The sequence below is a fragment of the Pseudacidovorax sp. DMC4 genome (assembly GCF_056314265.1).
The window spans coordinates 90,918-111,230 of record NZ_JBQUYR010000016.1 but is presented as its reverse complement, the minus strand read 5'-3'; the positions used below and the strand labels follow the sequence as shown (position 1 = coordinate 111,230).

The following is a 20,313-nucleotide window of genomic DNA, read 5'->3' as shown; positions in this document are numbered from 1 at the left end:
ATGCTCTTCACGAATCGAGCGGCAAGTGGGCGCTGCGATGCCCACGGCGCGCGCATTCGTGAAGAGCATCCCTGCGAAGGCCGCCACCGCGCGGGAGCCGGCCCGGCACCGAAATGCCTCGCGGTGCTCACCAACGCGGTGCCGTCCATCGACATCCGTATCGCCATTGGCGCCGTGATGCCTCAGAAGAAGCAGGCGTCAACGCGCATGTGTCCTGCTTGGTCGGCGTGCAGTCCAGGCTCCGTGGGACGGGCGGCAGCTGCCGCGGCGGGGCCGGGCGCCCACACCTTCCAGGAGCACCCATGCTTTTTGTCAGCGATGCCGTCAGGCGCCTTCTCTCCCCCACGACGAACTACCTCGAGGGCTTCCAGGCCGCGATCGGCCGGGCGCTCGACTTCGCGGGCTCGGGGGTCGGCCAGATTGCACTGGACGATGCACGCGCCAGGGCGGTCCCGCTTCCGGCCCGACTCCGGCAGTACCTGTTCAGCGTCCTGGGCGTTGCGGCGGTCATGGAGGGCGCGACGCGCAGCGATCTGGGCATCGACGAAGCGGCCGCGCTGCTGATCGTGCACGACGCGGGCTTTGCCGACTACGCCCACTTCTTCGTCACCGCCTTCCAGGACAACTATCCCTTCCTCCTGTCCCGCCTGTCGGACATGGAGAAGGACTACCTGCGGGGGCTGCTGGCCTGAGAGCCTGAGCGGGCCGTGGTCCGGCCGGCTACGCGGCCGGGCCGCCGCCGTCGGCGGGCGTGCCGCAGATGCACGCCCAGGCCCGCCATTCGGCCTCGGTGAGCCGGCCATCGGCCCGTGCCAGGGCGGCGAACCGCGCGTGGTCGGCCATGAGGCCGAGCTTTCGGATGTCGCACACGAGCGACTTGAAATGCTCGATCGCATGCGCCGGGTCGGCCGCGATGATGTGCAGCGGCAGCTTGGACAGGTCGGCGGCCATCTCCCGGGCGCGCCGGGCCTCCTGCATCAGCACCTCCACGTCTTCGGCCGACAGGTGCAGCCGCTTGGCCTCGCGGTTGAGGATTTCCGCCTCCTCCTCCGAAAGCACGCCGTCGCCCAGCATCTCGAAGAGTTCCTGGCGCAGGGCATCGCGCTCCTTGTGCAGCTGGTCGGAGAAGGCCGACGACAGCAGCGCCGCCGGGATCGCGAAGATGCCGATGCCGATCAGGGCCAGCACGATGGTCACGGCACGGCCCGCTGGCGTGACCGGCGTGATGTCGCCGTAGCCCACCGACGCCAGCGTGATCACCGCCCAGTAGATGGACTGCGGAATGTTCTCGAACTTGTCGGGCTGCGCGTCGTGCTCGAACACATAGCCCAGGCTCGCCGTCAGCACGACGAGCAGCACCATGATGAAGGCCGCCGCCGCCATCACCGGCCATTCCCGCCCGATCACCTTGGCCAGCGTGCGCGTGGCGTCGGTGTAGCGCGTCAGCTTCAGCAGGCGCAGCAGCCGGAAGATGCGCAGGAAGCGCAGGTCCAGCACGTAGTTGAGGAAGGCCTCCGCAAAGAAGGGCAGGATCGCCAGCAGGTCGACCAGCATGCCCGGGCTGCGTGCCTGCCGCAGCCGGCCGAGCAGCGGCCCTTCGTGGCCCTCCTCCTCGACGCAGGCATACAGCCGCAGGCAGAACTCGAGCGTGAAGATCGCCACCACCGCGATGTCCACCGCCACCAGTTCGAGGTGGAATCGGTCATGGACCCACTGGACGGACTCCAGGATGACCGCCACCACCGAGACGAGCACGCAGCCGGCGATGACGAAATCGAAGGCGCTGTGCAACCGGCCGCCATAGGGGCTGGCAAACACCAGGGCGTGGGCCTTCTGCCGCAGGCTGCGCCCCGCGTTCAACTGCCGGAACTCCTGGACGGCCGGCACCAGGAAGCGGAAGAGCTTGAGGATGCGCAAGAGCCGGAAGACCCGCAGGACACGCAGGTCGATGGGCACCACGGCATGCAGCACGCTGGGCAGGATGGCGACGAGGTCCAGGACCGCATAGGGGTTGCGCATGAAGGCCAGCCGCGGACGCGCCGCCCCGGCGAAGGCGGGATCCTCCGGCGCCGTGTAGAGCCGCAGGGCGTACTCGATCGCGAACACCGCCACCGAGATCGCGTCGAACAGGTGCAGCCAGCGCCGGGCCGCATCCGGCACGCCCGCCGTCGCTTCGAACACGGTCACCAACAGGTTGGCGCCGATGAGCCATGCGATGGCGCGGTCGAAGCGGCGCTGATGGTTGCTGGCATTGCCCGGGTCCAGCAGCCAGGCCCACAGGAGCCGGCGCAGCCGCTGGCGCGGGTTCAGGGCAGAGGCCTCCTGCCGCGCCCGGTCGCCCACGATGGCGGGCACCGGGCCTCGGCCCGCATGGCGGTAGGAACGCGGCTCGGGCGTCTTGGGCTCGTCGGTCATGGCGGGCATGGCGGACATGGATGGAGAGCGTGCGGGGCGTCGCGCGTTGAGTGACGCTCAGAGCGCCAGATCCGCCACGTCGAGCGCATAGCCGGCGCTGTCGCAGACCTGCAGCCGCAGCGCCAGGGGATGGGTCAGGGCGTCACCCGGCGCCAGTCCGGCCGCAGTGCCGTGGCCGGCTGCGGCGTCGGACGCGGGCGGCACCCGCCGGCCGACAACGATCTGGCCGAAGGTGGCGTGCGCTCCGTGCTGGCATCGCTCGATCACCTGCAACGGGGCACCGCTGAAGGCGTTGCGCACGCCCGCCAGCGGACCGCCCTCGGCCACCAGCGCCCGGGCACAGTCGCCCCAGTGCGGCACCTCGCGAGACCCGGACGGCGCCAGCGCGCAGGCCTGCGCCACCGGGTCGTCGGCACGGTGCACGGCCTGCACCATCCATTGGTGAAGGGCGCGTGCCTGCGCCCGGCTCTGCTCGGTGCGCACGGCGCTGGACCAGGTCCGTTGCGCCGCCACCACCATGCAAACCATGGCGGCCGCAGCGAGGACCAGAAAGATGGCATCGCCGCCGACGCGGCGTTCTGCAGGTGGGGAGGATGGAGAGACTGGCACGGGCACCACGCAATACATGGAGAAGCCCCGGCGTCCGCAACAGGATGCGCCAGTCGGTCGACGGACCATGGCACATCTTTCCTGCCTACGCGCGAGGCGATGTCATCGATCATCAATGGGGCCGCGCCCCCAGGCGTGCGTCAGTGGGCCGTGGCCGGGCTGGCGTCGAAGGCCCGCAGCCGCGCGGCCACGATGGGATTCGCATCGGCCACCAGGTCGTCGAAGCGGTAGTTGGCGATGCGGGCCATCTCGACCAGCGCCGCCGCGCGCTCGACCGCGGGCGCATTGCCCAGTCGCTGCCACCCCTGGCTCACCATGCGCTCGTAATGCGCGTCGCGGGCGCTGATGATCAGCGGAAAGCCGAACTGCGCGCGGTAGGCGCGGGCCATGGCCGCCACGTCTTCCTGCGAGGTGGCGGTCATGCCGGCCTTCTCGTGGTCGAGCAGGTACGCATTGGCGCCATCGCCGTCGCTGCCCAGGTCGGGAAAGGCCTTCATCAGCGCCGCCTGCTCGTCGACGGTGCCCGTCAGCAGGGTGTTCTGGAAGGCGGTACGCAGCGCATGCGTGTTCTCGAAAGGCCGCAGGGCGAATGCACGCGCCAGCACCCAGTCCATGTTCTGCACCAGGGGACCGAAGGTGGCGTCGAACTCCTTGCGGCTCATGCTGTTGACCTGGTCGAGGCTCACCAGGCTTCCGGGCCGGCCGGCCACGGCGGTGTGGGCGCTGCCGCCCAGGTGGTTGAACACGATGTTCAGCAGGATGGCCGTGAGCGCGCCCAGCGTGATGCCGCTGCCGAACACGATCTCGGCCCAGCTCGGGAATGCCGTGGTGACGAAGGGCTGAGCCGTCACCAGCATGCCCAGGCCCAGGCTGGTACCCAGGATCACGATGTTGCGATGGTCGTTGAAGTCCACCTTCGACAGCGTCTGCACGCCCACCACGGCCACGGCCGCGAACATCGCCAGCGCCGCGCCGCCGAGCACCGGGTGCGGAATGCCTTCGACGATGGCCGCGGCCTTGGGCAGGGAGCCCAGCACGATCATGATGAAGCCCGCCGCCACCACCACCCAGCGGCTCTTGACCTGCGTGAGCCGCACCAGGCCCACGTTCTCGGCGAAGCAGGTGTAGGGAAAGGAATTGAACACGCCGCCCAGAAAGGTGGCCGCGCCGTCGGCACGGATCGCCCGGGCGATGTCCTCGCTGCCGATGCGCTTGCGCACGATCTCGCCGGTGGCGTAGACATCGCCGGTCGTCTCCACCATGGTGATGCACATCACGATCAGCATCGACAGGATGGCCGTGATGCTGAAGGTCGGCATGCCGAAGTAGAACGGCGAGGTGTAGCCGAACCAGGCCGAGCCGGCCACCTTGTCGAAGTGCGCATCGCCCAGCGCCCAGGCCACCAGCGTGCCCACCACCAGGCCCAGCAGCACCGCGACCGTGGCCATGAAGCCGCGGAACACGCGCTGGATCAGCACGATCAACGCCAGCGTGCCGAAGGCATAGAGACAGTTCTTGAGCAACACCGGGTTCTGGATCGCATTGGGACCCTTGCCCACCACGATGTCGTTGGCGGCCACCGGCAGCAGGGCGATGCCGATGATCAGGATCACCGAGCCCGTGACGATGGGCGGAAAGAAGCGGATCAGCCGCGCGAAGTAAGGCGCCGCGAAGAAGGTGAACAACCCGGCCACCAGCACGGCGCCATAGATCTGCAGCAGGCCGGTGACGCCACCGCCCGCGGCCAGGCCGATGGCGATCATGGGACTCACGGCCGTGAAGGTGACGCCCTGCAGCAGCGGCAGCCGCACGCCCACCTTGCCGAGCCCCCAGGCCTGGAGGATGGAGGCGATGCCACAGGTGAAGAGGTCCGCGTTGATGAGGTGGATCAGCTGCTCGCTGCTCAGGCCCAGCGCGCCGGCCAGGATGATCGGCACCAGCACTGCGCCCGCATAGAAGGCCAGCACATGCTGGAAGCCATAGGCCGCGAGTTGGGGAATGGGCAGCACCTCATCGACGGGATGAACCCGGCGCGGCGCCGTGGTTGGGGGTGTGACAGCAGTTTGCATGGTCTTGCTCTTGGAGCTTGTGGAGGGAAACGAAAGAAGCGCTGAGGCGCGCGCAGCGCGCCGCGGAGTCCGTTGCCGATGACATGCACGCTCCCTGATTGCTTTTGTTCGTGCGTTCCCGTGACGCCAACGGTCTCCAACGTCGCATCCGGGCATGCAAGGGACATGCCGTCGGACGGGGTGGTGGACATTGAATCGCCAAGACCGCGAACAAGTTCACGACGATCCATCCACAGACGGCCGAGTTCGCGCGGAAGTCACTCTCCATTGGCCTTGCAGCGCGGTGGCCCCGCACGCTGGCAGGCCGCCATGCGCCATTCACGCACCCTGCGACGCACCATTCCATCGCACGATCGCCGTCGAATTCTTCTCACCGATTGACACCCCAGGGCCTTCCCCGCACCCGGCAGGGCTTGGCAACACCACTCGTACATGGGCAGGCTTTCTGCTTGCCACCAAGTGGCTGTGACGGCCTCCGTGCAGGCGGCAGCGGACGTGCAATCGAACCCAGGGACTCTCACACCATGACCGTGGACATCGCCTCACCCGACCTTCCTCTTCTCACCTACGCCAGTGGCGTCGCCACCATCCGCCTCAACCGGCCGGCCTTCAGCAACTGGGTCCGGGACGAGGACCTGCGATGGATGCTCAGCACCTTCCTCGTGCTCGATGCCGATCCCTCGGTCAAGGTGGTGGTGCTGACGGCGAACACCGCTGGACAGGGTCGGCCCGTGTTCTGCGGCGGCTACGAAATCACCGAGGCGAATCCACGCGCCGACGACGCGCTCTTCACCTCGACCGCGGCCGCACTGGCACAGATGCGTCCCGTCACCCTGTGCGCGCTGAGCGGCAGCGTCTACGGCCCGGCCCTCGATCTGGTGCTGGCCTGCGACCTGCGGGTCGCCGCCAGCGGCACGGCCATCCACCTGCCCATGGAAATGAGCCCACTGCACAGCGACGCCTTCTATGCCCGGACGGTGCGGCACCTGGGCATCGACGGCGCCAAGCGCGCTTTTCTCTCGGGCAGCGCCATCACCACGGAAGAGCTGAAGGCACGGGGTGTCTTCGAGGGCGTGGTCCGTCCCGATGCCTTCGAAGGCTATGTCGGCACGCTCGCGCGGCAGATCGCCGCGCTCGAACCCTGCACCACCCAGTCCATCAAGCAGGCCCTCGACACCACCGCCTTCAGCTGATGAAGCGATGCAGCGACGCCGCGCGTCGCTGCCGCAACCGGCAACGACGGCCTGCCCGCTCAGCGACCGACGAGCAGGTAGGCCGTGAGGTCCACCGACTGACCCTCGTCGATGTTGTTCATGGAGGCGTTCTCGTCCCTGCTCCAATCGGTAGAGGCGGTGCCCAGCGCCGCCTCCGAGCCCGCCTCACGGAACTCGCCCAGGCCCGCATCGATGCGGCCGTCCGTCATGGCGTCGAACGCGATGGCCGTTGAGGGCGTCAGCCCCGCCAGGCGCAGCACATGGCGCGGTGCATTCTGGAAGGCGCCGGCCGTGGTACCGGGCAAGGTCCACTGCACCGTCATGAGGCAGACCTGGAGTTCATGGGGGTTGCCGCTCTTGTCGATGTAGACGTAGCGGTCCGGCATGCCTGCCGCGCGGCCATGCGGCAAGGTGATGCCCCGCTGGAGCATGGCCGTGATCAGCGGCGTGCCGCACAGCGCCGTGCCCACACTGCCACCGATGGCGTAGGTCGGGCTGGTCGTGGAGTCGCCGGGCTGGACGCCATAGCTGTCGGCGATGAAGGACAGGTACGCCGCCCGCCAGCCCAGCACGAAGTCGCTGTACATGCGCTGCACCTGGGCCTGGCGATACACGTTCATGCCGCCCATCACGGCGCCGATCAGGATCGAGATCACCACCAGCACCAGCGAGAGCTCGACCAATGTGAATCCACCGGCTCGCGCACGCGGCGCGGGCACGTCATGCAGTCGCTGTCTCATGGTCGTCCTTTGTTCAGAAGCGGTCATTCGAGGTCCATCCCCTCGGCAATGGCGGCCCGCGCGCGGGCGGCGATGGCATCGGCCAGTGCGGCGGCCTGCGTGGCCTCGTCGTTGCGTGCCGTCTGGTCCAACTGCGCAGCGTCGCCCAGTTCCTTGCCGGCGTTTCCCAGGTCCTGGATCTTCTGGATGAGGGAGGCGATGTGCACGGCCAGATCGGCCACCGAGGAAACGCACAGCGGGCCGGAAACCGGCAACGCGGCCCACTGCGGGGGTGTGGCTGTCAAGGCAATCGCGTCGGCAGCCAGGCTGGCCGCATTCGCGCAGTTCATCAGCGCATTGGCCACCTTGGAGGGCTGTCGTGCCGCCTCGGCGATGAGATCGATCAGGTCGTAGTTGTAGTTCGAGTGGGACGTGTCCAGGTTCATGGTCGAGAGCTTGAGCTGCTCCTGCGCCGCCAGCGCCATCATTCGGGCGGCAAGCGCGGCATTGATGTAGGCCCGTGCGGCCCCCGCGACCAGGGCGCCGCAATTGAGCTCGTTCCACAGCTCCGGCAGCGTGCGGGTGATCTGTGCGCCGGCGGCGTCCATGGGACGGCTGGTCGCGCTGGCCTGCGGGTCCACCCCCGCGCTGAACACCTGGTACGCGCGGGGGACGCGGCCCGTCGGGGCGGCCTTCATGCGCTTGCCGACCAGGTTGCACCAATGGATGGTGCGGTCGGTCGAATCCTGGCTGAACCCCACCACGCTCGTTCCATTGGCCACATCCAGGCTGAGCACGCCCAGCCCCGGCGGCGACTGGGCCAGGGCATCCGTGTCGATCGCGTAGCGGAGGCTGCCGGCACCGGCGTCCGGCAAACCGATGGTGACCCAGGGCACGAAGCCCGGGCTGGCCGCCATGCCGGTGACGCAGCGCTCCACGCCGGTGTTGTCGGCGGCCGGGCACGGCAGGCGGGAGTTGCGTGCGATGAAGGTCCGCAACGCCTGATCGGCGCGCGTGACGAGTTCGCCATCGGCGTCCTGCCGGGCTTCCACCACCACGCCGCTCTGCAGCTTCCAGGCGGCCACCGTCAGAAGACCCAGGACAAGAAGGGCGATGACCACTTCCAGGATCGAGATGCCGGACTGGCCCCGGCGGGAAGCGCCGCGACTCATTGCACCAGCCCCAATGCGGCCAGCCGCGCCAGTTCGCGCTGCGCATCGGCGAGCACGGCCGCGAAGTTGGCCTCCTGCGCCTGCGCCGCATCCAGGGATGTATTCAGGGCGGGCAGATCGGTGTTGGTCCATCGCTTCACCTCCTCGCGGACCAGGTCGCCCTGCAGCAGCACCTGTGCGATCGTGGACGCATAGGCACCCAGGACGAAGGGAAAGGTCACCACGTTCACGGCCGACCAGGGCAGCTTGCCCACGTGCATGGCCGTGAGATTGGCCGCATCGAAGACCAGCAGCTCCCACCACTGGTTGAGCCGGCCCCCGGAGTAGAGGACGCGGGCCTGCCGCGCGTTGCCCGCCGTGATCGCATTGCGCCAATGTTGGGTATTGAGCCTGGCCAGGTTCAGCAGATCGGTGGCGACGTCCACGTACTTGGCCGCAGCGGCGACGCGCGACAGCCTGTCGCCGCAACCCAGGGCCGAGAACAGCTCCTGCGCCGAAATCGCCCGGACGAAGCGACCCTGCGCCGTCCGCTGCAGGGCCGCCGCCGACCCCGGCAGCGCTACATCCGTCGGTGCAGTTGCCGTAGGACCAGACGAGGAATATTCCATCAGCGCGAGGACCGGCACTGTGGTGCCACCCTGGCCCGCGGCAATCAGGTCGCCCGCAGATAGCCGCGTCAGCGACAGGCAGAAGTTGAGCCCGGGCGAATTGATCGGATAGTTGGCCGAAGGGCTGAACACCACGGTGGGCGCCTTCGTCACGACGGATGCCACGTGGTAGCGCAGCCGGTTGCCCCGCGCATTGCCGGTGAGCACGCCGGGCAGCCAACCGTTGTCCGAGGCCGGCAGCCGGGCATTGGCACCGGCAAAACCGACGAGTGCGCCGTAGGCGCTGCGCAGCCCCATGTTCTCCTTGTCCGCGTTGACGGTGGCGGTGCTGAGCGCGATCAGCCGGCCCGCCACCACGACCACCACGCCGGTGATCATGAGCACGACCACCATCTCGATCAGGCTCAGGCCCTGAACATGGCTTCGCAGGCCTGAACGGCAGCGGCCCGGGGCGCGGGCTCCACGCGTGGACATCATGGTCCTTCCTCCCAGATCAGGGGACCGAGTTGGTCCACCTTCAAGAGCACGTCGTTCTGCCCCTTCCAGATGTCCAGCGTGTCGTAGTCCCGATGGATGCTGCCGTTCTTGGTCAGCTCGATGATGGCGCCCACCACGCGTGCCTCCAGCGCCAGGACGTCCAGCGCCAGCGTGACACTTTGAATGGCGACCAGGCCCAGCTGAATGCCCTGGACGATGCCAGCGGCGCACGCCGGCCAGTAGAGTCCGAAGCTTGCAGCGCACGCGGAGTCATCCTTCGCTTCCGACGCCGCAAGGCCGCCGATCAGCGCCGCCGTCTCGGTCGCGAAGGACGCCACCTCATCCACCGCCATGATCTGGCTCATGGCCAATGCATTGGCCATCGGCCAGATCGTGTAGCGGTTGTAGTCGAAGCTGGCGACCGTGCGTGCATCGGGCATGGCGCTGTTCCATTGCGCCGCGATGGTGAGCATGTTCAGCGAGGCGATGATGGCCCCGCAGTTGCTCGCCATGGCGAGCGAGCGGGCGCTGCCCGCGCGCACGCGTTCGCGGTAGATGGCGTTCTGCTCGCGGTCTTCGTCCTCGAGTCGCGATGCGGCATTCAGGTTATTGCCCGTGAAACCCGCCGGCCCCGGAGCGGCAAATCCATAGACCGGCGTTCGCTCACCCGCCGATCCCGGCAGGCCGCCGTCCACGCCGCCAAGACCGGGATCGATCAGGACCAGCGTCCGGCAGAAATCATGGCCATTGACGATTGCGGCGTCATGCGGGTCGGGGGGAAACACGTCCCTGACATTCGTCAGCCGGGCATCGGCGTAGTAGCGCAGCCCCTTGAGCCGCTCGGCCACATCGGTGGGGGCGAACAGCGTGGCCGCTTCGGCCGGGAACCAGCCCTTGGCCAAGGTCCCGTCGCACTGCTCCGGGCCGCCATAGGTGGCGGCCGGGCAAGGCAGCCGGCCCCGCAGCGCTGCAAAGCCGCGGGTGACCGCATCGGCCTTGTCGAGCAACTGGTCCTGCGCAAGCCGATCCGCGGCCAGTTGGTTCACCTGCCATCGGCTGTACACCACGAAGGCCAGCAGGCCCAGCAGCGCCGCCAGCGCCGCGGCCGCCAGCAGCGAAAAGCCCGACTGTCGCCACCGGCCTGCCGTCGGCCGGCGGCGCGCGCCCACGCGGGGCCCTGAAAGAAGCACCCGGTTCATCGCCGCACCGCCATCGCCTGCCCGATCAGGTCATACACCGGCAGCACCAGCGCCACCACGAACACCGCCATCAGTCCGCCCGCGATGAAGATCACCACCGGCTTGAGGATCTCCGAGAGCGTGGCCACCACGCGGCCCAGGCGCGTGCGGTATTCGCCGGCCAGGTACTGCAGTTGGTCGTCCAGCGTGCCCGAGTCCTCGCCCACCGCGATCACCCGCAGCATCAGCGGCGGAAACCCGCCCACCCGCCGCATGGCGGCAGACACTCGCTCGCCACGCTCCACGTACATACGCACGAGCGTGAGCTTTTCGCGGTAGTACAGGTCGCCCGTGATGTTCTCCAGCACGGTCAGGCTGCGCACGATGTCCACCCCCGCCCTCAGCAGCAGCGAGAAGTACTCGGCGAAGAAGGCCATGCCGGCGGCCGACATCAGCCGCTTGGCCACCGGCAGCACATGCAGCGCCCGGTAGACCTGCAGGCGGAACTTTTGGCTCGTGTACCAGGCAAACATCACCAGCGCCACCGCCGCCACCAGTCCCATCAACACCAGCAGGCCGTTGGACGACACCCATTCGGAAGTACCGATCACCGCCACCGTGAGCGCCGGCAGCTTGATGCTGAACTGCTTGAACAGCGACGCCAGGTTGGGCACCACGTAATAGAGCCAGAAGCCCGCCGCGCCGAAGATGGCTGTGAACACGAAGGCCGGGTAGATCAGCGCCTGCTTGGAGTCGGCCTTCAGCGCCGTCAGACGCTCGACGTGATCGGCGGCCTCGTGCAGCATGCGGTCCATCGCGCCGGTCGCATCGCCCAGGCGGATCAGGTTGCGCACCGGCTCCGGAAATACGCTGGGCTGGCGGTCGAAGGCCTCGCCCAGCGTGGCGCCGGCACGCAGGTCGGCGAGCATCCGAGACGCCACGGCCGCGCAGGCGGGCCCGACGGATTCGGCGTCTTCGGCGAGCGTGCGCACGGCATCGATGATCGGCACGCCCGCCTTGGCCAGCACGGCGAGGTCGCGAAGCAGAACCACCAGGTCCTGGTCCTTGAGCTTCTTGCCGAACAGGCTGCCGGCCGAGCGCACCGACTGCACCAGCACGGCCGGGATCTGCCGCACCGACAGGACGGCGCCGTCTTCGTACTCCTGCTCCAGGGCCTCGCGCACCGACTGCGGGTCGCCCAGCTCGAAGGCGCGCGTGCCCGAGCGCACGGCGCCAGCCGCGTCCACCACGCGATAGAAATACCAGGTCAAGGTCCAACTCCCAGGGATCGCACGATCTCGTCGCTCGTCGTCATGCCGTCGGCAACGCGGCGCCTGGCACAGAACTCGATGTCGCGGAAGCCGTTGCGCTCGGCCGCCTTGCGCAGCTCGGCCCGGCGCGCATCGCTGGCGATCAGGTCGGCCAGCTCGTCGTTGATCGACAGGATCTCGTACACCGGCACCCGGCCATGAAAGCCGGTACCACGGCACCGTGGGCAGCCCCGGCCTCGTATGCCCTTGAAGCCTGCGGGCTTGCCGAGCCAACGGCATTCCCGCTCGCCCAGTTCCACCGGCTCGGCACAGGCCGAGCAGTTGCGGCGCACGAGGCGCTGGTTCACCACCAGCAGCAGGTTTTCGGCCACGATGGGCGCCTGCCCGCCGAGCAGTGCCAGGCGCGGCACCGCCCCGAAGACCGAAGTCACGTGCAGGGTCGACAGCACCAGGTGGCCCGTGGTCGCGGCATCGAGCGCTGCCACCACCGTCTCGGAGTCGCGCATTTCACCCACCAGGATCACGTCCGGGTCGTGGCGCAGGAAGTGCCGCAGCGCCGACTGGAAGTCATAGCCCGCCTTGCGGTTGACCTCGGTCTGGCCGGCGCCGGGCACGCGGTATTCCACCGGGTCTTCCACCGTCAGCACGTTGCGCTCGATCAGGTTCTGCATCCGCAGCGCCGCATGCAGCGTGCTGCTCTTGCCGGAGCCGGTGGGGCCGGTGATGACCACCAGGCCGGCGGGCCGGCCAAGGCCTTCCTCCAGCAGCAGCGCATCCTCTTCGTAGTAGCCCATCTCGCGCAGGCCCTTGAGGTCGTGGCTTTCGGGCAGCAGCCGCATCACCATGCGCTCGCCGACGTCGGTGACGATGGTCGACAGGCGCACGGAATACGGCACGTCCAGGATGCGCGTGCGAAAGCTGCCGTCCTGCGGCTTGCGCTTCTCCGAGATGTCGATCTCGGCGATCAGCTTGATGTAGCTGCCGATGCGCGTCAGCTCCAGCGGCAGCGCGAAGGCCGGGTGCAGCACGCCATCCACCCGCAGCAGCACATGGATGCTCGACGCCGTGGGCGCGATGTGGATGTCGGTCGCCCGCTCCTGCACCGCCAGATGCAGCAGATGCTGCACGAAGGCCGCCGGGCTGCGGGTGCCGTCCTGGTCGGCCATGAGGTTGCGGATCTCGGCGTTGATCAGGTCCGACACCGGGTTCTGCGCAAAGAAGAAGCTGTGCCGGATGAGCGTGCGCACCCGCGAGAACTCGCCGAGCACGAAGCGGCTGCGCAGGCCACAGCGCCGCAGCACCAGCTGGCCCACCTCGATCGGATTGGCGTCACCCAGCACCACCAACAGATGGTCACTCTCGCGCCGCAGCGGCAGGAACTCGCCCTTCTGGCACAGCTCGCGGTTGAACAGCGCAAGCAGTTCCTCCCCCGGTCGCTCGACCCGGTCGAGGTCGACGAAGTCGATGTCGAACAGTTCGCTCAGCAGCTCGCACACCACGCGCTCGCGCACCAGGCCGGTGTCCACCAGCACCCGCCACAGCGGCTTGGCCTCCACGCGCTGCTTCTGCAGCGCATAGTCGGCCTCCGCCCGCGAGAGGATGTCGCGCTCCTGCAGTTGCCGGGCCATGAGCGCGCTCAGGCGCTCGACGGAATACTCCATGGGCAGGCTCGCGTCTCAACCACCCGGCGCCGACCGCGTCACCACCAGCGAACGGCCTTCCAGCTCGGCCAGCAGTGCATCGAGCTCGATGGCTTCCGGATAGACCAGCTTGAGCTTGCGCAGCCGCGTGATGGCCTCCCGGGTACGACCATCGTGTGCATCCACCAGCGCCAGGTTCATGTTCGCGTTCAGGTCGTCCGGCAGCTTGGCGATGACCTGTCCGAGCAGGCGGCGCGCCGCCTCGCGATTGCCGCGCATCTGCTCCACCCACGCGGCACGCCGCGAGAGGGCCACGCTGTCGGTCGGCAGCAGCGGCTGCAGCCGGGCGACCGCCTGCGCGGCCGCCTCGATGTCGCCCTTGCGCTGCGCAGCGGCGAAGGTGTCGAGCAGGCGCGAGGTCTCGGCCTCACGCGCGGCAATGGCCTCCTTCTCGCGCGTGGCCTTGTCCGGCGCGCCCTTGCGCGCCGGCGCGGCGGCAGGGAGCTTTGCCGGTGTCGGCAGGGCCTTGGCCTCGACGGGCGCCGGCGCGGCCGGCATCGCCGGGGGCTCCGCGGCCAGGGCGAGCCCGGCGAGCATGCCGGCAGCGCCCAAAGACCCGAGGCGGCCCAGCGCCCCAAGGGGAATGCGGCGGTGGTTCGGTTTCATAGCAGGTTCGCCTTCAGAAGGATCACCAGCTCGCGGCTGGTCTGTCCGTTGGAATTGGTGTCGAGGGCCTGGCCCAGGGCCGGCACATCGCTCAGGCCGGGCACGCCCGTGTTGTTGACGTTGGACGACTGGTCCGCCAGGCCGCCCAGCACCACCAGGTCGCCGCTGCGCACCGACAGCGTGGTCGCCACGCTCTTGGAATCGACGACGGGCAGCGTCACCGAATTGCCCCCGCCCAGCGCCACCAGGTTCAGCGACCCCGAGCGCACGATCGACTGCAGCGGATGCACGAACAGCTCGATGGAGCCGTCCTCCCGGATGGCCGGCGTCAGCCCGACCATGAGGCCCGAGAACAGCGAGTTCGTCTCGGTGCTGTAGCTGGTCTGGCTCACGCCCTGTACGACCGTCGTCGTCGCCGTGATCTTGGAGACGTAGCGGTAGGTCGTGCCCACGCTCACGAAGGCGGGCTCGCCGCTGCGGGCGCGCAAGGTGGGGTTGGACACGAGCTTGACGTTGCCGAAGGTACGCAGCGCGTTCACCACCGCAGACACCCGCCCCGAGGAAAGCGCCACCCCTGCGCCGCCGGACGTGGACCCCACCGTCTGCTCGGGAATCACCAGCGAGCGTGTGGGCAGCGAACTGCCCGATGCAAGCGTGGACGTCATCTGCGACAGCGTGCCCGTGGTGCTGCCGCCGGCCGCCACGACGCGGTTGCTCAGCACGCTCCAGTCGATGCCCAGCTTGTGCGTCTCGCTCAACGCCACGTCGATGATCTGCATGTCGATCTGCAGCTGGCGCCCGCGCACGGCGCGCACCTGGGCCAGGAAGTCGGCCACCTGCCGCACACGCGATGGCTTGGCCCGCACGAACAGCGTCTGGCTGCGCCGGTCGAGCGTGAGCACCGGCTTGAGCGAGTCGTCGTCGGACTTGGCGCCCTCCGGGTCCTTCACGATGGTCTCGACCGCCTTGAGCACCGAATCGAAGGCGTCGGTCTTCTGGCCGATCTCACCCGCCAGCTTGACCGAGCCCTGCACGCCCTTGTCACCGCTGGCGCCGCCCAGCACATCGCCGCCCGAGTCGGCGTTGAGCTTGACGTTGCTGGCCAGCAGATCGACCGGAAATACCTTCTGCTCCAGCGACGACACGCTGATGGTGTTGCCCGAGCGCGTCGCGCTCAGGTCGAAGAGCTGCGTCACGGCGGTGAGCGCCTCGCGCGCCGAGACCTTGTTCAGGAACAGGCTGGCCCGGTTGTCCGACTTGAGGATCTTGGGCTCCACGATCAGGTTGAAACCCATGTCCTTGGCGATGGCCCACAGGAACTGGTCGGCCTTGGCCTCGTACATGTCGAAGCTCACGATCCGCTCTTCCAGCGGATCGCGCTCGGCCGCGATCGCCAGCGGCAACTGGGGCTGCACCGTCTGCACGCGCTCCAGTCCCGAACGCATCGCCTCGGACGGTGGCACCACATCGGCCGCCACCTGGGGCAGTTGCTCGGCGGCCGACGCCATCATGGCGCGGTCGGTGCCGGGCGCCTCTTCCTTGCCGTTGAATGCGGCCCGTGGTGCCACGCAGCCGGCCAGCAACACAGACACCGCACACCCGGCGGCCAGTTGCCGCACGGGGCGACGTTTCGAATCGATCATGAGCGAGTTACCTCCGCGAGCAGCTGGGCTGCCATTTCGCTTGCTGTAGGTCTGGAAGAAAGGAAGCACGAGGCCGAGGCCGTCTGGACCGGTGTCCAGGTGCCCGGATCGACCGGCACCTGCACCACGAAAGCCGCATTGCCCGGCGCAGATCCGCAGTCGTCCGCGCTACGCACCACCCGGGGCTGCCCCATATCGGAAGCCGCCGAGGCCGCCGCCATCAGGGAGAAGGACAACCGCTCCCCCGGCGACACGTCCAACGCGCTGGTGGGCTTCACCAGGTCTGCGCCCGGCGCGCGATAGACCGCGTAGCGCGGTCGCTTGAGCAGGTCGGTGCTCAGGTTGCGATCACTCATGTTCAGCGTGACGACCGGCAGCCAGCCGACCCGGCTGCCCGCATCGGCGCAGTCACCCTCGAGGCCGTTGCCGGTGAAGTCCGGGCAGGGCAACCGGTGGTTGGTCCGCGCGAAGGAGTACAGCGCCTCGCGCGCCGCATCCGCGGTCGCCTGGGCGGCGATGGATGCGCCGCTCATGTGCGCCGTGGACACCCAATGAAAGCCGGCCACCGTCATCGTCGAGGCCACCGCCAGCACGATGGCGCACTCCAGCAACGAGAAGCCCGCGCCAGGGCGAGCGCGCCGCACGTCCAGTGCCGGCCTCATGGCGCGTCCTTGGTGAAGGGTGGGCGCGTGGCCTGCACCGCGCCCGTGCTGGCCTGCATCTGCGCGATGACCGCCTGCATCTCCTTGTACTTCTCCGCCAGCTTGGCCTTGTTGGCCTCGGTGGGCTCGCCCGTGGCCGGACGCAGCTGCTCGATCTCCTTCTGGAGCTCCTGCATCCGCGTGGCCGCACGCAGGCTGGCGCGCACCACGGACAGGTCCACGCCGCCCACCACGCTGGAGCCCTGGATGCGCTCAAGGTCGCCGAGGGCCTTGTCCACCTCGGCCGGATCGGCACGGTTGCTCGCCCGCAGGGCCTGCAGCCGGGCCGAGACCTTTTCGAGGGCACGCATCCGCTCGTCGCGGGCCGCCGCCTCCTTGTCGGTGGACGCCGATGCCGTGCCAGCCGCACGCGCGGTCGCCGGACCGGCGTCGGTGCCAGCGGGACGCTCCCAGGGTGCCGGCACCGGCGGCGCCGCGGGCGCTGCGGCAACAGGAGCCGAGACCACAGGCGGCGCGGCAACAGCGGGCAACGAGGCATCGGGCGCGGCGGCCGCCTTGCGATCGGCCCCCTCATTCCCGCGCGTGAACAATGCGGCAATGGCCGCGGCGACGGCCAGCACGGCCACCATCAGCCACAGGGTGGCGCGCTTCATGGTTGTTCCTTTCCGGGTTGGGCAGGCTTGGAGGGCGTGAAGCCCTGGGTGACCGCATAGCGGCTCACCACACCCGAAGGCCCCACCAGCACGACCTTGCCGGGGCGGATGCTCTGCACCCGGCTTCCGTCGGGCAGCACATCGCCCTCCTGTTGCACACGGTCATCGATCAGGGCGGTGCCCCGTCCCTTGACGGACATCACCACGCCGCTCACCTTGTGATCGGACGCAGGCGGCGGCGCCGGGTTGTCATCGGCGCGATCGGCCGAAGACAGCGGGCTGATCGGATAACTGCTCATGCTCACCGGCTCGATGGCGTCGAAGGCCGCCACCTCCTTGAGCGTGCGCAGAAGCTCCTGTCGCACTTCGGGCGTGAGCACGGCCACGCCCGTCGCACCCGCGCCCGCGCCGTTGCGCGCGGCGGGCTTGGAAGGCAGGCTCTTGCCCGACGCCCCCATGGCGCGCATGCCCGCCATGGACGACAAGCCCACACCCACCGCCGCAGCCACGCCCGCTGCCATCAGCACGGCGTACGCCAGGGGAATCCATTTGGCCTTCATCGCGGCACCCGACCTTGCGCCTCGTTGCGCATCGACTTCAATTGGTAAGAGAACACGGTGCGACCGTTCGACAGGGCGCCCCGGGTCTGCCCCTCCACCTCTGCCACCACGAAGCCCTGCTTGCGCAGCAGCGCCACGAAGTCCGACAGCGACTCGGCCTCGCTGCGCTGCGCCGTGGCGTCGACCGTGGCATCGATCTGGATGCGGGGCGCGGTCACCGAAGCGGGCGCGGCGCCTGCGCCGCCGGCCGGGGTCGCACGGCCGCCCGCGGACTTGTCCGCCACCGTGTACACCCGCAGCACGCGCACGCCGGAGCCGCCGGCGGCCCGCAGCGCACCGAGGATCTGCGTGAGGTCGGGCGAGCCGGCAAAGCTGCCCAGCCGCTCCACCAGCGCCCGCGTCTCGTCGAAGAGAGGCGGCATCGCCTCGGACGCTGCGCGCTGCTGGACGAGGGCCTCGATCCGGGCGGCTTCGTCTGCCGTCTGACTTGCGGTGGAACGCAGCGACAGGGTCGACGCCCAGAAGCCGGCCACGCCGACCGAAGCCAACACCGCGGCGGCCATCGACACCCAGGCCGCCGCCCGCATGTGATGCCGCGCCAGCAGCGCCGCCCGGGTGCCGGAAGAGCACACGGCCAGGGCCGGCCGGTAGGCCTGGGCCAGATAGCCCAGGCCCGACATCGAACCCGCCGACGTTCCGCGAAGCGCCTGATGCGCCTGCAGGCTGACCTTCGCCTGCAACTGCGCCTCCACGCGTGCGATGACCTCCTTGTCCACCTCTGCCGCCACCTGCCCCGACGCCAGCCGGCTGACCCAATCGATGCGGCTCAGGGCTGCAATGCCGCCTGCGCCCGCGGACGACTGCCCGAGTTGGGCCAGGATGCCGTCCGCCAGGATGCCCGCCGTGGCACTCAGGTCGGACACCTCTTCGCTGAACGCCTGGGTCGCGAAAAGCACCGGCGCGCCGCCCAGATTGGCCACGAAGGTGAAGCGGCTGCCGCTGCGATAGATGAGCCCCGTGCCCGGCGTCAGCGAATGCCAGAGCAACGACATGACCGGCACCACCGCCACCGCATGCGGCTGCGCCGAAGCCCAGGCCTGCAGTGCCTTCCACCGCGCTGCGGGATAGGCCGTGAACAGCAGCTCGTATTCGCCGCCGCGCCGGAACGAGGCATGCGCTACGACCGAGGCCTCGCCCTCCATCAGCCCCTGCTGGCGGACATGGCGCGCCGCCAGGGCCGGCGCATGCTTGGGGTCGCCTGCCAAGCGCACGATCTGCGTGATGGCCTCGTCGGCGTCCACGATGAGCAGGGTGTCTTCCTCGGCGTCGAACTCGCCCGGCAGGTTCACCACGCCGTCCGGCCGGTGGACCTCGCAGCGGGTGCCCAACAGGCACGCCAGTCGCATCGCCGCGCTCATTGCGACACCCTGAACATGGCGCGGCCCTTGAGCAGCACCTGGAAGTCCTGCGGCACGTCGCCGAACAAGCCGGCGCCCGCATCGGTCGCCGCCACATCGAATTCCTCGGCACTGAAGATCTGCCCGCGGTAGGACTGGGCCTGGTAGAGGAATTCCACCGCAGCCTTTCGCTTGGCCCGCGCCTCGCGGATTTCCACCCCGCGGCCGACCCATTGGCCCGCCGTCAGGCGCTTTTCACGGGCCTGTTCCATGAAATTCTTGGCGTAATCAGCCATTTCCACTTTCTGCAGAGAAGCGCGATCCCGGGTCTGCGCCTGCTTGAGGCGGCCCTGCTGAATCTGCAGGTTGCTTCTTGCCGAATTCCACGAATCGACCGCATGCCAGAGCAGACCGGTCGATATGAACAATGCAATGCAGGCACTGCCTGCCAACCGCATTGGAAGAGCCGAATTGATCGGCGGGCGCCCCGTCCCGAGCGCACGAAATTTCGATGCCATTTTTATTCGCGAGCAAAAAGACAGGGCGCGTCCGGTTTACTGGTTCATCTTGTAATTGGCGACCAGGGTCGCGACCTGGTCTTCCCGCGTCTGCGCTTCGGCGCCGTTGATGGCGAAGGTGTTGTTCACGGTCCAGTCGAGCGTGCCGGTGGGCTGGCCGTTCGCCATCACGCCTCGCGAGATTCCTTCCTGACGGAAGGTCCCGCTGTTGGCGTCCACCGAGCCTTTGATGCCGGTGGAGAGAGAGCGGGCCAAGTCAGGCGTGAGGCCCGTGATCACCATCACGTTGCCCGAGCCCGAGGCGGTGCCGGGAGGGTTCCACTGGAAGCAGACCTGGATTTCCTGCGGATTGCCATTGCTGTCCTGATAAACGTAACGATCCTCCAGGCCGGCCCCGCGGCCGGGGGGCAGTTCAATGCCTGCTTCGCGCATCAGGGTGATCAGGTCCAGATCGCTGTCAGCAGTGCGCGCCATGTTGGGGCCCGCGCCATTGCTGCATACCGCCTTGGGCGCCGTCACTGTGGACATGTCACCGCCAGAAAGCTGATTGCCATTGCCGGCAAAGGCGCGGCCATTGACCATTTGCCGAGGCTTAGCCGCGTCGTCGCCGATGGGAATGCCGTAGCGCTGCCGGTACGCGTTGTACGCCTCGGCCCATTGATTGATGAAGGTCTGGCGCACGCGCACGTATTCGGCATTGCGCTGGACGTCCCGCCCGATCATGACGGCCGAAATGATCACGCCGATCACGATGAGCACCACGGCCATTTCCACCAGCGTAAAGCCCTGCTGGGCTCGCCGCAGGGCGAGGTTGGAATTTCTGGATTTCATTGCTGGTCCCT

Annotated in this window: 19 protein-coding genes; 2 read left to right on the top strand and 17 right to left on the bottom strand. The window is 68.6% G+C overall.

Translation table 11 applies throughout. The features are described from left to right. Nucleotides 1–302 precede the first annotated feature (302 nt). Entirely contained in the window at nucleotides 303–692 is a 390-nt protein-coding gene (locus tag ACT54X_RS24855) for a hypothetical protein (protein ID WP_294369048.1), read from the top strand. Nucleotides 693–720: 28 nt separating this feature from the next. Here ACT54X_RS24855 and ACT54X_RS24850 read toward each other — a convergent pair whose 3' ends face one another. The 3 genes from ACT54X_RS24850 to ACT54X_RS24840 all read right to left on the bottom strand — a co-directional run bounded on the left by ACT54X_RS24850 (nucleotide 721) and on the right by ACT54X_RS24840 (nucleotide 5,093). Further along, on the bottom strand, nucleotides 721–2,433 hold the full coding sequence (locus ACT54X_RS24850) for an ion transporter (RefSeq protein WP_476349223.1): 1,713 nt from the start codon (nucleotides 2,431–2,433) through the stop codon (nucleotides 721–723). 39 nt (nucleotides 2,434–2,472) lie between these two features. Further along, the gene (locus tag ACT54X_RS24845; RefSeq protein WP_476349221.1) at nucleotides 2,473–2,943 is read right to left on the bottom strand and encodes a hypothetical protein; all 471 of its coding nucleotides are present in this window, start codon (nucleotides 2,941–2,943) and stop codon (nucleotides 2,473–2,475) included. Nucleotides 2,944–3,164: 221 nt separating this feature from the next. Next, nucleotides 3,165–5,093: a solute carrier family 23 protein gene (locus ACT54X_RS24840; RefSeq protein WP_476349219.1), complete on the bottom strand. Its 1,929-nt coding sequence runs from the start codon at nucleotides 5,091–5,093 to the stop codon at nucleotides 3,165–3,167. Between the two features lie 524 nt (nucleotides 5,094–5,617). On the opposite strand from ACT54X_RS24840, the gene ACT54X_RS24835 reads away from it, so the two are divergent. Beyond that, nucleotides 5,618–6,286: an enoyl-CoA hydratase/isomerase family protein gene (locus ACT54X_RS24835; RefSeq protein WP_354319809.1), complete on the top strand. Its 669-nt coding sequence runs from the start codon at nucleotides 5,618–5,620 to the stop codon at nucleotides 6,284–6,286. Between the two features lie 59 nt (nucleotides 6,287–6,345). Here the strand turns inward: ACT54X_RS24835 and ACT54X_RS24830 are convergent, their stop codons facing one another. From ACT54X_RS24830 to ACT54X_RS24765, 14 genes are read right to left on the bottom strand one after another with little or no spacing between them, the layout of a single operon-like run. Next, nucleotides 6,346–7,047, bottom strand: coding sequence for a prepilin-type N-terminal cleavage/methylation domain-containing protein (locus ACT54X_RS24830; RefSeq protein WP_476349217.1), 702 nt, complete (start codon nucleotides 7,045–7,047; stop codon nucleotides 6,346–6,348). Nucleotides 7,048–7,070: 23 nt separating this feature from the next. Continuing rightward, complete coding sequence (locus tag ACT54X_RS24825) at nucleotides 7,071–8,198, bottom strand: type II secretion system protein (protein WP_476349215.1); 1,128 nt, start codon at nucleotides 8,196–8,198, stop codon at nucleotides 7,071–7,073. Beyond that, nucleotides 8,195–9,283, bottom strand: coding sequence for a type II secretion system protein (locus ACT54X_RS24820; RefSeq protein ID WP_476349213.1), 1,089 nt, complete (start codon nucleotides 9,281–9,283; stop codon nucleotides 8,195–8,197). The genes ACT54X_RS24825 and ACT54X_RS24820 overlap by 4 nt, the downstream gene beginning before the upstream one ends. Further along, nucleotides 9,280–10,482: a hypothetical protein gene (locus ACT54X_RS24815; protein WP_476349211.1), complete on the bottom strand. Its 1,203-nt coding sequence runs from the start codon at nucleotides 10,480–10,482 to the stop codon at nucleotides 9,280–9,282. Before ACT54X_RS24815 ends, ACT54X_RS24820 begins: the two co-directional genes overlap by 4 nt. After that, nucleotides 10,479–11,732, bottom strand: a complete 1,254-nt coding sequence (locus ACT54X_RS24810) for a type II secretion system F family protein (protein WP_476349209.1) — start codon at nucleotides 11,730–11,732, stop codon at nucleotides 10,479–10,481. Before ACT54X_RS24810 ends, ACT54X_RS24815 begins: the two co-directional genes overlap by 4 nt. After that, a complete protein-coding gene (locus ACT54X_RS24805; protein ID WP_476349207.1) occupies nucleotides 11,729–13,393 on the bottom strand; it encodes a GspE/PulE family protein in 1,665 nt (554 codons plus the stop codon). The genes ACT54X_RS24810 and ACT54X_RS24805 overlap by 4 nt, the downstream gene beginning before the upstream one ends. A gap of 15 nt (nucleotides 13,394–13,408) precedes the next feature. Continuing rightward, nucleotides 13,409–14,038, bottom strand: coding sequence for a tetratricopeptide repeat protein (locus ACT54X_RS24800; RefSeq protein WP_476349205.1), 630 nt, complete (start codon nucleotides 14,036–14,038; stop codon nucleotides 13,409–13,411). Then, nucleotides 14,035–15,681, bottom strand: a complete 1,647-nt coding sequence (locus ACT54X_RS24795; protein WP_476349203.1) for a pilus (MSHA type) biogenesis protein MshL — start codon at nucleotides 15,679–15,681, stop codon at nucleotides 14,035–14,037. The genes ACT54X_RS24800 and ACT54X_RS24795 overlap by 4 nt, the downstream gene beginning before the upstream one ends. Beyond that, nucleotides 15,678–16,343 (bottom strand): hypothetical protein, encoded by a 666-nt coding sequence (locus ACT54X_RS24790; protein ID WP_476349201.1) that lies wholly within the window; start codon nucleotides 16,341–16,343, stop codon nucleotides 15,678–15,680. The genes ACT54X_RS24795 and ACT54X_RS24790 overlap by 4 nt, the downstream gene beginning before the upstream one ends. Beyond that, the gene (locus tag ACT54X_RS24785) at nucleotides 16,340–16,996 is read right to left on the bottom strand and encodes a hypothetical protein (protein WP_476349199.1); all 657 of its coding nucleotides are present in this window, start codon (nucleotides 16,994–16,996) and stop codon (nucleotides 16,340–16,342) included. Before ACT54X_RS24785 ends, ACT54X_RS24790 begins: the two co-directional genes overlap by 4 nt. Next, nucleotides 16,993–17,556 carry a hypothetical protein gene (locus tag ACT54X_RS24780; protein ID WP_354319798.1) on the bottom strand — a complete coding sequence of 188 codons (564 nt, stop codon included), beginning with the start codon at nucleotides 17,554–17,556 and terminating at the stop codon, nucleotides 16,993–16,995. The genes ACT54X_RS24785 and ACT54X_RS24780 overlap by 4 nt, the downstream gene beginning before the upstream one ends. After that, nucleotides 17,553–18,962, bottom strand: a complete 1,410-nt coding sequence (locus ACT54X_RS24775; protein WP_476349197.1) for a hypothetical protein — start codon at nucleotides 18,960–18,962, stop codon at nucleotides 17,553–17,555. The genes ACT54X_RS24780 and ACT54X_RS24775 overlap by 4 nt, the downstream gene beginning before the upstream one ends. An 8-nt stretch (nucleotides 18,963–18,970) precedes the next feature. Beyond that, nucleotides 18,971–19,471, bottom strand: a complete 501-nt coding sequence (locus ACT54X_RS24770; protein ID WP_476349195.1) for a hypothetical protein — start codon at nucleotides 19,469–19,471, stop codon at nucleotides 18,971–18,973. Between the two features lie 36 nt (nucleotides 19,472–19,507). Beyond that, complete coding sequence (locus tag ACT54X_RS24765) at nucleotides 19,508–20,302, bottom strand: prepilin-type N-terminal cleavage/methylation domain-containing protein (protein WP_476349193.1); 795 nt, start codon at nucleotides 20,300–20,302, stop codon at nucleotides 19,508–19,510. Nucleotides 20,303–20,313 lie beyond the last annotated feature (11 nt).

What these genes read in the sequence shown, in the direction of transcription:
- ACT54X_RS24840 (WP_476349219.1), bottom strand. Translation starts at nt 5,093, where the DNA reads ATGCAAACTGCTGTCACACCCCCAACCACGGCGCCGCGCCGGGTTCAT.
- ACT54X_RS24855 (WP_294369048.1), top strand. Translation starts at nt 303, where the DNA reads ATGCTTTTTGTCAGCGATGCCGTCAGGCGCCTTCTCTCCCCCACGACG.
- ACT54X_RS24795 (WP_476349203.1), bottom strand. Translation starts at nt 15,681, where the DNA reads ATGATCGATTCGAAACGTCGCCCCGTGCGGCAACTGGCCGCCGGGTGT.
- ACT54X_RS24780 (WP_354319798.1), bottom strand. Translation starts at nt 17,556, where the DNA reads ATGAAGGCCAAATGGATTCCCCTGGCGTACGCCGTGCTGATGGCAGCG.
- ACT54X_RS24785 (WP_476349199.1), bottom strand. Translation starts at nt 16,996, where the DNA reads ATGAAGCGCGCCACCCTGTGGCTGATGGTGGCCGTGCTGGCCGTCGCC.
- ACT54X_RS24770 (WP_476349195.1), bottom strand. Translation starts at nt 19,471, where the DNA reads ATGGCATCGAAATTTCGTGCGCTCGGGACGGGGCGCCCGCCGATCAAT.
- ACT54X_RS24820 (WP_476349213.1), bottom strand. Translation starts at nt 9,283, where the DNA reads ATGATGTCCACGCGTGGAGCCCGCGCCCCGGGCCGCTGCCGTTCAGGC.
- ACT54X_RS24825 (WP_476349215.1), bottom strand. Translation starts at nt 8,198, where the DNA reads ATGAGTCGCGGCGCTTCCCGCCGGGGCCAGTCCGGCATCTCGATCCTG.
- ACT54X_RS24835 (WP_354319809.1), top strand. Translation starts at nt 5,618, where the DNA reads ATGACCGTGGACATCGCCTCACCCGACCTTCCTCTTCTCACCTACGCC.
- ACT54X_RS24790 (WP_476349201.1), bottom strand. Translation starts at nt 16,343, where the DNA reads ATGAGGCCGGCACTGGACGTGCGGCGCGCTCGCCCTGGCGCGGGCTTC.
- ACT54X_RS24800 (WP_476349205.1), bottom strand. Translation starts at nt 14,038, where the DNA reads ATGAAACCGAACCACCGCCGCATTCCCCTTGGGGCGCTGGGCCGCCTC.
- ACT54X_RS24805 (WP_476349207.1), bottom strand. Translation starts at nt 13,393, where the DNA reads ATGGAGTATTCCGTCGAGCGCCTGAGCGCGCTCATGGCCCGGCAACTG.
- ACT54X_RS24815 (WP_476349211.1), bottom strand. Translation starts at nt 10,482, where the DNA reads ATGAACCGGGTGCTTCTTTCAGGGCCCCGCGTGGGCGCGCGCCGCCGG.
- ACT54X_RS24765 (WP_476349193.1), bottom strand. Translation starts at nt 20,302, where the DNA reads ATGAAATCCAGAAATTCCAACCTCGCCCTGCGGCGAGCCCAGCAGGGC.
- ACT54X_RS24845 (WP_476349221.1), bottom strand. Translation starts at nt 2,943, where the DNA reads ATGGTTTGCATGGTGGTGGCGGCGCAACGGACCTGGTCCAGCGCCGTG.
- ACT54X_RS24830 (WP_476349217.1), bottom strand. Translation starts at nt 7,047, where the DNA reads ATGAGACAGCGACTGCATGACGTGCCCGCGCCGCGTGCGCGAGCCGGT.
- ACT54X_RS24850 (WP_476349223.1), bottom strand. Translation starts at nt 2,433, where the DNA reads ATGTCCGCCATGCCCGCCATGACCGACGAGCCCAAGACGCCCGAGCCG.
- ACT54X_RS24775 (WP_476349197.1), bottom strand. Translation starts at nt 18,962, where the DNA reads ATGCGACTGGCGTGCCTGTTGGGCACCCGCTGCGAGGTCCACCGGCCG.